At 46.2% G+C, this 12,385-nt stretch carries 12 protein-coding genes; 7 read left to right on the forward strand and 5 right to left on the reverse strand.

Annotated elements, in window-relative coordinates; genetic code table 11:
- On the forward strand, positions 1 to 1,284 hold a 1,284-nt coding region (locus R7P36_RS21575), incomplete at its 5' end, for an SLC13 family permease (protein ID WP_318122298.1).
- Between the two features lie 132 nt (positions 1,285 to 1,416).
- The gene (locus tag R7P36_RS21580; RefSeq protein ID WP_005386417.1) at positions 1,417 to 2,304 is read left to right on the forward strand and encodes a DMT family transporter; all 888 of its coding nucleotides are present in this window, start codon (positions 1,417 to 1,419) and stop codon (positions 2,302 to 2,304) included.
- Between the two features lie 86 nt (positions 2,305 to 2,390).
- On the opposite strand, the gene gpmM is transcribed toward R7P36_RS21580, so the two are convergent.
- Positions 2,391 to 3,923: a 2,3-bisphosphoglycerate-independent phosphoglycerate mutase gene (gpmM, locus tag R7P36_RS21585; protein ID WP_064368827.1), complete on the reverse strand. Its 1,533-nt coding sequence runs from the start codon at positions 3,921 to 3,923 to the stop codon at positions 2,391 to 2,393.
- A gap of 547 nt (positions 3,924 to 4,470) precedes the next feature.
- Between gpmM and R7P36_RS21590 the strand changes: the two genes are divergently transcribed.
- From R7P36_RS21590 to R7P36_RS21610, 5 genes are all read left to right on the forward strand, one after another.
- On the forward strand, positions 4,471 to 4,905 hold the full coding sequence (locus R7P36_RS21590; protein ID WP_318122299.1) for a rhodanese-like domain-containing protein: 435 nt from the start codon (positions 4,471 to 4,473) through the stop codon (positions 4,903 to 4,905).
- Between the two features lie 225 nt (positions 4,906 to 5,130).
- Positions 5,131 to 5,595, forward strand: a complete 465-nt coding sequence (gene secB / locus R7P36_RS21595; protein ID WP_005386410.1) for a protein-export chaperone SecB — start codon at positions 5,131 to 5,133, stop codon at positions 5,593 to 5,595.
- Between the two features lie 195 nt (positions 5,596 to 5,790).
- Positions 5,791 to 6,828: an NAD(P)H-dependent glycerol-3-phosphate dehydrogenase gene (gpsA, locus tag R7P36_RS21600; protein WP_005381474.1), complete on the forward strand. Its 1,038-nt coding sequence runs from the start codon at positions 5,791 to 5,793 to the stop codon at positions 6,826 to 6,828.
- Between the two features lie 78 nt (positions 6,829 to 6,906).
- Positions 6,907 to 7,728, forward strand: coding sequence for a serine O-acetyltransferase (gene cysE / locus R7P36_RS21605; protein WP_005381475.1), 822 nt, complete (start codon positions 6,907 to 6,909; stop codon positions 7,726 to 7,728).
- Between the two features lie 27 nt (positions 7,729 to 7,755).
- The gene (locus tag R7P36_RS21610; protein WP_005381476.1) at positions 7,756 to 8,901 is read left to right on the forward strand and encodes a murein hydrolase activator EnvC family protein; all 1,146 of its coding nucleotides are present in this window, start codon (positions 7,756 to 7,758) and stop codon (positions 8,899 to 8,901) included.
- Positions 8,902 to 8,974: 73 nt separating this feature from the next.
- Here R7P36_RS21610 and R7P36_RS21615 read toward each other — a convergent pair whose 3' ends face one another.
- The 4 genes from R7P36_RS21615 to epmA all read right to left on the reverse strand — a co-directional run bounded on the left by R7P36_RS21615 (position 8,975) and on the right by epmA (position 12,088).
- The gene (locus R7P36_RS21615) at positions 8,975 to 9,931 is read right to left on the reverse strand and encodes a DHH family phosphoesterase (RefSeq protein WP_213900129.1); all 957 of its coding nucleotides are present in this window, start codon (positions 9,929 to 9,931) and stop codon (positions 8,975 to 8,977) included.
- 144 nt (positions 9,932 to 10,075) lie between these two features.
- Positions 10,076 to 10,711: a TetR/AcrR family transcriptional regulator gene (locus R7P36_RS21620; protein WP_005381480.1), complete on the reverse strand. Its 636-nt coding sequence runs from the start codon at positions 10,709 to 10,711 to the stop codon at positions 10,076 to 10,078.
- Between the two features lie 21 nt (positions 10,712 to 10,732).
- Complete coding sequence (locus R7P36_RS21625) at positions 10,733 to 11,107, reverse strand: VanZ family protein (RefSeq protein ID WP_005381482.1); 375 nt, start codon at positions 11,105 to 11,107, stop codon at positions 10,733 to 10,735.
- Between the two features lie 9 nt (positions 11,108 to 11,116).
- Positions 11,117 to 12,088: an elongation factor P--(R)-beta-lysine ligase gene (epmA, locus tag R7P36_RS21630; RefSeq protein ID WP_005381485.1), complete on the reverse strand. Its 972-nt coding sequence runs from the start codon at positions 12,086 to 12,088 to the stop codon at positions 11,117 to 11,119.
- Positions 12,089 to 12,385: the final 297 nt, after the last annotated feature.

Here is a 12,385-nt window from a genome sequence, read left to right on the forward strand (position 1 = left end):
ATTTTTCTTCTTGCTGCCCTACTTTGGGTTCTCGAGCCGGTTCCCGTTTTTGCTACGTCCATTCTTATTATCGCTCTTGAACTGATCATGATATCGGATAAAGGTTTGCATCTATTTCGCAATCCACCAGCGGGGCATGATTTAGGAGAGTTAATTGCTTACACTGATATTTTCTCGGCCTTCTCTTCACCGATCATTATTCTTTTTATGGGTGGTTTTGCTCTTGCGATTGCGGCTTCCAAATACGAGCTCGACAACAACCTCGCCCGAGTACTATTAAAACCATTCGGCACCCAACCTAAGTTCATCATGCTGGGCTTGATGTTAATTACCGCCGTTTTTTCAATGTTTATGTCCAATACTGCCACGACTGTGATGATGCTAGCCCTGCTTGGCCCCATCGTCGCTTCAGCACCTAAAGGGGATTTAGGCATTAAAGCACTGGTGTTGTGTATTCCAATTGCCGCGAATACAGGCGGCATTGCGACTCCGATAGGCACGCCACCTAATGCGATAGCGCTTCAATATCTCACTGGAGAAAACGCGATAGACTTCCTATCGTGGATGACAATGGGTCTACCATTTGTGTTGGTACAACTCACTGTAGCTTGGTTCTTGTTGCAAAAGCTGTTTCCGTCTAGCGAACCAGAAATGAAACTAAAGCTAGATGGTACATTCAAAAGGAGCTGGCGTGCGATCGTCGTCTACATCACTTTTGCACTAACCATTTTGCTTTGGATGACAACGAAAGTGCATGGCATGAATACATATGTTGTCGCGATTATCCCACTAGCAGTGTTCACGTTAACGGGCATTATGGGAAAAGAAGAGCTCAAGCTGATTAACTGGGATGTTTTATGGCTAGTTGCCGGTGGTATAGCAATTGGCATTGCCTTAGACAAAACGGGCTTAGCCGAAGCATTAGCGCACGCCATTGATTACAGCCTGCTATCACCATTTGCCGTTGTTTTAGCCCTATCGGTAGTGTGCTGGTTAATGGCGAACTTTATGTCTAATACCGCAACGGCAAACTTATTGATGCCTATTGCTGCCGCTATTGGTACATCCATGCCAAGCCTTATTGCGGTTGGTGGCCTACAAGGTTTACTGGTTGTCGTCGCCTTCTCCGCATCACTTGGCATGATCTTACCGGTTTCCACACCACCAAACTCTTTGGCTTATTCAACAGGCCTCATCGAGAGCAAAGACATGGCGAAAGTAGGCCTGATTCTCGGTTTGATTGGTCTACTTATCGTGTATGGCGCAGTTTTGGTACTGTTTTAATCGAAGAGCTCCATGAAAAAGCGTGTTATCATGGAGCTGCTCTCCAGCTACTGCCCTTACAGAGCGGCTTTTACATCCCATAAATTTCGTGCATATTAAGACTCCTCTACTCTACAAGGACGTCGACACATCATGGGTTACGAATGGCTTGCTTTATGCGCCGCTTTTCTGTGGGCAGTTTCTAGCCTAATTTCGGTCATTCCTGCACAACACCTAGGCGCATTTTCTTACAGCCGCTGGCGTATGGGCTGCACAGCCGTGATCTTATCAACAATGGCCTGGATAACTGGCGGCTGGTTAACGGTTTCTTGGGAACATGTAACGCCAATGATGGCCTCAGGACTGATTGGTATTTTTATTGGCGATACCGCTCTATTCGCGTGTTTGAATCGTATGGGGCCAAGACAAGCCGGGTTACTCTTCTCTTGCCACGCCGTGTTCTCTGCCATCTTGGGCTACTTCTTATTTAGCGAAGTCATGACCACAATAGAACTACTGGGCGCATCATTGGTATTTAGCGGCGTGGTGATGGCGATATTCTTTGGCCGAAGAGGTCAAGTGAATAACGTCTTGGAAGACATTAAAGGTAACATCTGGGTGGGTATTGGACTTGGCTTAACCGCAGCAATGTGCCAAGCATTGGGCGGCATCATCGCCAAGCCAGTAATGCAAACCAGTATTGACCCAGTTGCGGCTTCTGCTATTCGAATGATCAGTGCCTTTTTCGCCCACAGCATGTTGTTAATTCTAGGAGTCAAAGTCGCTCGCTCGACGCAACACATTACTTGGCGCATATTTGGTATTACTGCGCTTAATGGTTTCTTGGCGATGGCCGTCGGCATGACGCTAATCTTATACGCACTGCAAGAAGGAAATGTAGGTATGGTTGCACTTCTATCTTCAACCACGCCAATTATGTTGCTACCACTGCTCTGGATTTACACTAAACGCCGACCAAACCGATTTGCATGGTTGGGCGCAGCCCTAGCTGTGATTGGTGCGGGCATTTTGGTTCAGTAACCTTACAGACCAGCCCTTATTGCCAGATACAAAAAAGCCCGAGTTTAAACTCGGGCTTTTATCATTCGGAGCCGTTAGTTAATTATTTATTTAACTAATACTTCACCCGTCATTTCTGCTGGGATTTCTAGACCAGCTAGAGAAAGCATGGTTGGTGCAAGGTCAGACAGTTTACCGCCTTCTTTGAATTCAACCGCTTTGTCACCTACATAGATTAGAGGCACTGGTAGGTTAGTGTGAGCAGTGTGGATGCCGCCAGTTTCAGGGTCGATCATCATTTCTGCGTTACCGTGGTCCGCAGTGATCAATAGTTGACCGCCAACTTCTTTGATTGCTTCAACCACTTTACCCACGCTTTCATCTAGAGCTTCGATTGCTTTCTCAGCCGCTTCATAAACGCCAGTGTGACCAACCATATCTGCATTCGGGTAGTTACAGATGATGGTATCGAACTTACCTGATTTGATAGCCGCAACCATCTTCTCTGTTAGTTCTGGAGAGCTCATTTCAGGCTGCATGTCGTACGTTGCAACTTTTGGAGAAGCAACCAACTGACGCTCTTCGCCTTCGAATTCGTTCTCAACACCACCGTTGAAGAAGAAAGTCACGTGTGCGTATTTCTCTGTTTCAGAGATACGTAGCTGAGTTTGACCTTGTTTAGATAGCCACTCACCGTAAGTGTTTTCTAGAGACGCAGGTGGGAATGCGATAGCTAGAGGGATATCAGCCGCGTATTGAGTCAGCATCACAAAGTTAATTGCTGGGAATGCTGCACGCTCAAAGCCGTCAAATGCAGGAACGAATGCACGAGTGATTTGACGTGCACGGTCAGCACGGTAGTTCATGAAGATAACCGCATCGCCATCTTGCATGATTGCCTCTTCTTGACCTTCCGCTTTGATAGCTGTTGCTTTAACGAATTCGTCGTTTTCTTCACGAGCGTAAGCCGCTTCTAGACCTGCAACTGCCGTTTCTGCTGTGAACTCAGCTTTAGCTTGAGTTAGAAGATCGTAAGCAACTTGGACGCGATCCCAGTTGTTGTCACGGTCCATTGCGTAGTAACGACCTACTAGAGAAGCAACGCGGCCTTTACCTAGTTTCGCAAATAGATCTTGGAAACGTTGTAGTGAGTTTTCAGCACTACGTGGTGGTGTGTCACGGCCGTCTAGGAAGCAGTGTAGGTAGATTTTCTCTGCGCCACGCGCCGCTGCCATTTCAACTGCTGCGTAAATGTGGTCTTCGTGAGAGTGAACACCGCCTGGAGACATCAGGCCCATGATGTGTACTGCTTTTTCAGCTTTCACAGCAGAGTCGATTGCTTCAACTAGCGCAGGCGTTTGTTCGAACTCACCATCAGCAATTGATTTAGTGATACGAGTCAGGTCTTGGTATACAACGCGGCCTGCACCAATGTTAGTGTGACCAACTTCAGAGTTACCCATTTGACCATCAGGAAGGCCAACATCCATGCCTGAAGCAGAGATTAATGTGTGTGGGTTATTCGCAATCAGAGCATCCATTACTGGTGTTTTCGCATTCGCAATTGCGTTACTTGCTGTGTCTTCACGGTAACCGTAACCGTCAAGGATAACTAGAGCCAGTGGCTTCTTAGCTGACATAGTGATGACCTCATCAAATTTAAGTAACTTTTGGCGTAGGGCCTCGCTGCCCTATCTAACCTTGAAACAAAACTAGCGTAATTTTACTACACTTTTTAACCAAAACTGTAGGTTAAGATCAAATAATGTTTGCGATTTATTGTTGCTATCTTACAAGTTAAGCGAACAACGAGTCAGTGCCGACAATCGTGTTCCACAAGCATAGTCATTTCTAATACGCTTTGTACACCCCAGTCTAAGTTCGGTTTTCTTACGCTTCTCATTCTTATTTTTGCACTTGAAACAGCGCTAATTTAAAGCAACATCAAACAAGATGGATTAATACCTATTGTTCTCTTTTCTCAGTAAAACAGAAGTCACTTAAACCGATAAGTCCAATAGGCAAAAGCAATCAAGCTACCAGAGCAAAATGTACGGATAGTAAGGGCATAAAGGGTTTATAGAGATCTCAATTATTCGTTAGAAAATTTTAACCCTCTCGCCTAAGAGCCGTAACCTCGCTATACTCCTGCTTTATTTTTCCGCCAACAGCGTAAGAGCTCAAGACATGCAAGAGTACATTGAATTTTTCCAACAGAACATGATTCTATCTTTGGTTTGGGTAGGTCTTCTTGTCGCCTTTATCACGAACATCGTGAAATCAGCGACAGCCGCATACAAAGAAATCAACGTAAACCAACTGACTCATCTTATGAACCGTGAAAACGGCGTTGTAGTGGATATCCGTACCAAAGACGAGTTCAAAAAAGGTCATATCACCGACTCACTTCACATTTTACCGTCAGACATCAAAGCGGGTAACTTGGGTAGCCTTGAAAACCACAAATCAGACCCAATCATTGTTGTATGTAAGACAGGACAGACCGCTCAAGAAAGCGCAAACCTACTAGTAAAAGCTGGCTTCGAAAACGTGAGCCTACTAAAAAATGGTTTGATTGCGTGGAACGAAGCGAACCTGCCGTTAGTTCGCGGTAAGAAGTAGGAACGTGGCAAGAACGAAAGTTCGCGTTTAAACGCGCTTTTACCAAGCCTCGCGGACAAAAAACTGAGCAAATTGAAAGCAGTTGGAGCACTAAGTTGTGACTCTTTGCACGTAATACACGCTTCATCTAGTCAAGGTAGATTGGCTCAGTTAGTCTCAGGACATACCAGTTTTCTGAGCTTAGACGTTTCTAGGCTCAACAAATATTGATTTAAGGATTAAAAAATGGCTGAAGCAGCACCTCAAGACGCACAACAAAACTTCGCAATTCAACGCATCTTCCTAAAAGACGTTTCTTTTGAAGCGCCGAACTCTCCAGTAATTTTCCAGAAAGAGTGGAACCCAGACGTTAAACTAGACCTAGACACTCAAAGCCGTGAGCTTGGTGAAGGCGTTTACGAAGTTGTTCTACGCCTAACCGTTACTGTGAAGAACGAAGAAGAGACTGCGTTCCTATGTGAAGTTCAACAAGGTGGTATCTTCACTGCTGAACAAATGGAAGCTGGTCAACTTGCACATTGCCTAGGCGCATTCTGCCCGAACATCCTATTCCCATACGCTCGTGAAACTATCTCAAGCCTAGTCGTTAAAGGTACGTTCCCTCAACTGAACCTAGCGCCAGTAAACTTTGACGCGCTATTCATGAACTACCTACAACAGCAAGCTCAACAAGGCGAAGCTGAAGCGTAATTCACGTTTTATAAGTGACGAATAGCCACAGTGCTGACGTCACCGACTCAAATAAAATGCACAGAGCGTCTACCATTCGATGCAATGTGCATTTTTTATTTCTGACAAAAGTTCCTAGTTCCTAATCGCCAGAAGGCGTAAAATTTGACGATTAGGAACTAGATTCTACTAGTAGCAAGACAATTAGGCGGTAGCATGACACAAGCAAATACAAACAATGCTTACGGTAAAGACATCGCAATGACTGTGATTGGCGCAGGCTCATACGGCACCTCTTTGGCAATCTCACTCGCTCGTAACGGCGCGAACGTTGTCCTTTGGGGACACGAGCCAGAGCACATGGCTCGCCTAGAAGCAGACCGAGCTAACCATGCCTTTTTACCAGGTGTTGATTTCCCTGAAAGCTTGATCATTGAATCGGATTTAGAAAAAGCCGTTCAAGCAAGCCGAGATTTGTTGGTTGTGGTTCCAAGCCATGTCTTTGGCATCGTGCTAAACAGCTGTAAACCATTCTTGCGCGAAGACTCTCGCATCTGTTGGGCAACCAAAGGGCTTGAACCTGAAACGGGGCGCCTGCTGAAAGACGTCGCTTATGACATTATCGGTGAAAACTACTCACTAGCAGTATTGTCTGGCCCAACGTTTGCGAAAGAGCTCGCAATGGGTATGCCGACTGCAATCTCTGTTGCGTCTCCAGATTCTGAATTTGTTGCGGATCTACAAGAAAAAATCCACTGTAGCAAAACCTTCCGCGTATATGCCAATAGTGACTTTATTGGTATGCAATTGGGTGGCGCTGTGAAAAACGTTATTGCGATTGGTGCGGGTATGTCTGATGGTATCGGTTTTGGCGCCAATGCCCGTACTGCATTAATTACTCGTGGCTTGGCTGAAATGAGTCGCCTTGGTGCTGCGCTGGGTGCACAGCCAGAAACCTTTATGGGCATGGCGGGTTTAGGCGATCTTGTCCTGACATGTACCGATAACCAATCACGTAACCGACGCTTTGGCTTGGCATTAGGCCAAGGTAAAGACGTTGATACGGCTCAAGAAGAAATTGGTCAAGTGGTTGAAGGTTACCGCAATACAAAAGAAGTATGGCTACTTTCTCAACGTATGGGTGTTGAGATGCCGATAGTTGATCAAATTTATCAAGTATTGTATCAAGGAAAAGATGCGCGCTTAGCAGCGCAAGATTTACTTGCTCGTGACAAAAAAGCCGAAGGAAAGTAGCAATCTACCGCCCTTTGCAGCTCATCTGAGAAAAATTGAAGTTGTCGGGTCACGGAAGAACCACTCTGGATATTGAGAATGAAACACTGCGAAAAACAAAAAGTCTGGAACAAAATTGTCTCAGAAGCCCGTGAAATGTCAGAACAAGAGCCTATGCTGGCGAGCTTCTATCATGCCACCATTATCAAGCATGAAAGTTTGTGTGCCGCTCTGAGTTATATTCTGGCTAACAAATTGAACACCGCTTCCATGCCAGCGATGGCTGTGCGTGAAGTGGTTGAAGAAGCCTTTGCGGCTGATCCAACCATCACTGACGGCGCGGCTTGTGATATTTGTGCCACGGTCAATCGCGACCCTGCTGTTTCAATGTACTCAATGCCCTTGCTGTACCTAAAAGGCTATCACGCCCTGCAAGGCTACCGAGTAGCAAACTGGCTGTGGAAGCAAGGTCGTCACGCTCTTGCGACTTACCTACAAAATCAGATTTCGGTAGCATGTCAGGTCGATATCCACCCTGCAGCGCGCATTGGTAGTGGTATCATGCTCGACCATGCAACAGGCATCGTGATTGGTGAAACTGCCGTGGTCGAAAACGACGTGTCTATACTGCAAGATGTCACCCTTGGTGGTACTGGTAAAGAGTGCGGTGATCGTCACCCGAAAATTCGCGAAGGCGTAATGATCGGCGCTGGTGCAAAGATTCTTGGCAATATCGAAGTCGGTGAAGGCGCGAAAATCGGATCTTGCTCTGTGGTATTGCAAGCCGTGCCTCCTCACACAACGGTGGCTGGCGTGCCTGCAAAAATCGTCGGACGTCCAAAAACAGACAAACCCTCTCTCGATATGGATCAAGGCTTTAACGGCAAGTCGCAAAGCTTTATCCATGGAGATGGTATTTAATCGTCAACAAACCTTTTTGACAACAACGTGGTAGGTAACTCTCAAGTGCGAAAACAAAATCACCCTGTTCTACGCTCGGCTATTTTATTAACTTGTGCTTTATCTGCCACTTATCCCATTACCTCCTCTGCTGTGAGTCAGCAAGAGCTCAAAGGCGTATCCAGTGAGATAAGCCGTCAGCGCAAATCGCTCTCTTCCCAAGAAAAGCAGCTCAATGAGTTACAGAAATCACTAAAAGATCAAGAGCTTGGTATTTCTAAGCTTGAGCGTGAAATACGACAAACCAAGTCTAACCTCGCACAAGCAGACAAAAACATAGAAAACCTGGAAGAGAAAATTGCCTTGCAAGAAGCACAGCGTCAAGAGCAAGAAGAAGAACTCAAACAGCTGCTGCAAACGTATTACGTAACCGAGCGAGCGAAGGCCAATGGTCACTTGTTAAATCAAGGTGTGGAAGAAGACCGCATGAGCCAATACTTCCAGCATTTAGCTAAAGCACGTGCTGAAGTGATTGATGCGATCACCAAAATAACCCAAGAATTAGCGCACAACAAAAACCAGCTCGAGCTAGAAAAAGAGCAAATCGAGACTCTGCTCAAGCAGCAATCCGAAAAACGTACAGCGCTAGCGAGTACACAATCCAAGCGTAAGCAAACCCTGAATAAAATTCAGAGCAGTATCAAGAATGACAAACGCTACTTAGCCGAGCTGCAACGCAACGAAACCCGTTTAAAAGCAGAGATCGCCAAAGCAGCGAAGCGTAATGCGGTGCCAATGGACGGACTCGGCAAACAGCGCGGTAAGTTGCCTTGGCCACTCAAAGGCAGTGTGTTACACAACTTTGGTACGCGACAAACTGGGCAGGTAAACTGGAAGGGTATGGTGTTGTCTGCCAACTATGGTCAACAAGTGAAAGCCGTTTATCCTGGTACTGTCGTATTTGCTGAGTATCTGCGCGGATACGGTTTAGTGGTACTGCTCGACCACGGAAAAGGTGACATGACCCTCTATGGTTACAACCAAGCGTTAACTAAAAAAGAAGGCGATCGAGTCACCGCCGGCGAAGTGATTGCTCTCGCGGGTGATACGGGTGGTCAAGACAGGCCATCGCTGTACTTTGAAATTCGTCGTAATAGTGAAGCGCAGAATCCGAAATCTTGGTTAAAACGCTGATTATCTGACTCATCGACTTATAATAAAAAAGGAGCCACTCGGCTCCTTTTTTGCATTCATATTTTGGAAAATGCTATGCGTAGTAGGTTTCTACCGCATCAATAAAAGCATGCACATCATCTTTGCTTAACGCGTTGATTCCTGCCGCCGCCTCTCGCCCCCCACCTGTCGGGAACTGACCACACACGGCCACGGCACCTTGTTTATTGTTTAACGGGGCACGAAGTGAAACCGTATAAGTCCCATCTGCATTTTCAGTAAGTACCGCATGCGCAGAGTCAGGGTTTTGGTTTGCCAGCGAGTTGCCATAAACACCACTGATTCGGCGTGATGCCGCCGTGTTTGGTAACTCAAACAACTTCAGCTTACCACTCTCATGCATGGCAGGCACTGCGAGAGCCGCCTCCATGTCTTGTTGGTAAGCCGATTGCAATTGGTAGTATGGCGAGGCCTTATCTTCAATAGCTTCAAATGGCGACGTGTACTTCAGCAAAGCTCGGTACAGCTCCGCAGGGTGAAAGTGTAAATCTTCGATTTTCGATCCGTAGCCGTTGTAGTTAATTAAAGTACCCAGCTCTTTTAGCTGCTCTTTCTGTTGCTGCGACAAGCCCGCATTATTCGCTAACTCATCGGCTTTAGCAATCATGTTATCGCCATAAGCCGCCGTAATCGCCCAGTCATGAAAACGCCCATCAAGCAACTTATCGACAATCAACGCCGTGCACATGTTGGCATCGAGATCGATGTGCGCATCCAAATTACCATGCTGAGGAATGTCGCCCGCTTTGTGATGATCGGCGTAAAAGACGTGCGCGCCTTGAGCCAAAGCTTGCTCTAGACCTGCCATGTTCTTTTCCATCGAAATGTCTAACACAGTCAGCTCATCACCCGCTTGCACATCTACTTTTTCCACCAGCTTTATGTCGCGCTTTACACCGGTTATTAACTGGGCATCGACAGGATCAGCCAAACGCAATTGTAGAAGAGCAATGATGCCATCAGCATCACCATTAAAAATGTCGTAATTCATGGGGCGATAGTTCCTTTATCGAGAATCTTATCCCTGCAAGGGTTTTTAGCGTATGGGACTATTGTGCGTGGCATATTTGACAAGTCAACTCGAGCCACGACTCGAAAATGAGAGTGACTCTCGAAATATTAAGCAGTTTGACGTTTAACTGTGTAGATTGCTAACCGCATCTTCTAATAACAGTAGCTGCTCTAAGCCCTGCTCAGTTGCTAATGGCTTAACGACATTAAGCATCTGCAACATCCCTTGCTTCACCATTTGCTCGGTAATGTTGGTTTTTGAAGCCATCGCGGATTGATACGCCAACCAACTACACGCAATCAAGTGCAATGTACATACCAATGACTTCAACTGTTGTTGATCGACATTCAACAGCTTCATCGTTACGAACTCTTGCATAATAGCAATGAGGTTCGCTTGCAGCTTCTCTTGCACATCGATGTACTGTTCGTGTAGCTGTTCATCTCGTGACAAGATTTCTGGTAAGTTTGCGTAGAAAAAGCGGTATTTCCACATCAAGGTAAAAATAGAGTCTAGGTAGCTCTTCAGCATAGTCAGGCTCTCTTGCGAACCTTGAATAGGGGTAAATCTTTCTAAAAGTTCTGCTGAATAAAGCGCAAAGATCTCACGAACGATTTCTTGCTTATTGCGGAAGTGGTAATACAGATTACCAGGGCTAATTTCGATGTGATCGGCAATGTGATTGGTGGTGATGTTTCGCTCACCATGTTGGTTGAACAACTCCAGTGCCGCGTAGACGATTTTGTCGCGCGTTTTCATTGTTATCGTGTTCCCTCTTCATTAACGAATCGAGTATAGCGACTTCACCAACCTAGGTCGATAGAGGCTCCAAATACGGTAACATAACAGACCAGTTAAGATGCCAGTTGAGTTGGCGACAAGGTCTAACCAAGAAGTTTGTCGCCCTACATACCCTTGCAACCACTCAATAACGGCGCTGAATAGCAAAATACCAATCGCCACCGCCCAACGTTGACGCCAACGCCACACGCAAAAGCAACCTAAAAACGCAAAGCCGCTATACGCCATAGCGTGCTGCATTTTGTCGAGATACGCGATATTGCCCCAGTCTTGCAGTTCACCTGAACTCAGAGATAAAAAAGCGATCAATATGGCGTAGCTAAAGATGACGAAACGTGCAGCCGTCAGGTTCATTGGACGTCCTTATGCAATTGGAAATGGAAAGGCCGTCACTTGATCAATGTGGTCACAGCCTAGCGCCAGCATGATCAAACGATCGATACCCAACGCGACCCCTGCACAATCTGGCAACCCTGCTTCCAGTGCAGAGATCAGATGATAATCGATCGGCTGTGGTTTTAAACCCATTTCGATACGCTTTGCGTTATCTTGTTCAAAGCGCGCTAATTGCTCTTTCGGGTTATCCAGTTCATGAAATCCGTTCGCCAGCTCTATCCCCTTAAAGTACACTTCAAAACGATCCGCGACGCGATGATCTTGAGGATTGATTTTCGCAAGCGCCGCCTGTGATGCAGGGAAGTCGTACACAAAAGCCGGCACGTCCTGACCAATTTTGTTTTCTACTCCCACGCTAAATAGTAGTTGCAGCAGCGTATCGCGATCTTCTTCTGGCTCAGCAATGTCACTCAAACCCAGCTTGCTTGCCGCCGCTTTCAGCTCAGTCATCGAGCCTTCCAGTGGACACACACCCAACACATCAATGAAGGCTTGCTGATACGTCATGCGCTGCGCTGCGCCACACTTCAATACCAGCTGCAACAGGTCATCCATTTCATCCATCAATTTATGATGGTCAAAGCCAACGCGATACCACTCCAACATGGTGAATTCAGGGTTGTGGTAGCGACCATTCTCTTCATTACGAAATGCTTTGTTGATTTGATAAATACAACCGCTGCCCGCAGCCAAAAGGCGCTTCATATGGAATTCTGGGCTGGTCATAAAAAACAGCTTACTGCCATCGGCATAGCCTGGGCCAACAAACTCGGTTTGGAAAGTATGCAAATGGATGTCAGTCACGGTTGCGTGACTCATGGCTGGCGTATCGACTTCCATCACCTGTCGGTCAGCGAAGAATTGTCGAATCGACGCGATTAACGTCGCACGTTGACGAAGTTGGTCAATGGAAGCAGTAGGTTGCCAGTTGGTTTGCATAACAAGTCTCTCAAACTTTAATTCAGCGAGGAAAGTCTCATTCTACATGCTTTTTACTCTTCAAGAAGAGAGGAATATCCCTTCTTCTTTTTACTAATGTGCTCGCAAATTTGAGGCAAGCATTACTCGTGCCGCAGAACAAAAAACACTCAGTTAAAATCCTATTATCCATGCGGTTAATGTCACGCAACACGGGTTTAACATCCCTAATGTTAATGCTTGAGGGCCAAAACCTCGATGCCGTGATAGCAGTCACATAACCTATAAATTCTATGCCCTTAAGTGCATTACCGAAGC

This window comes from Vibrio sp. 397 (genome assembly GCF_033339395.1).
Lineage (GTDB): Bacteria > Pseudomonadota > Gammaproteobacteria > Enterobacterales > Vibrionaceae > Vibrio > Vibrio alginolyticus.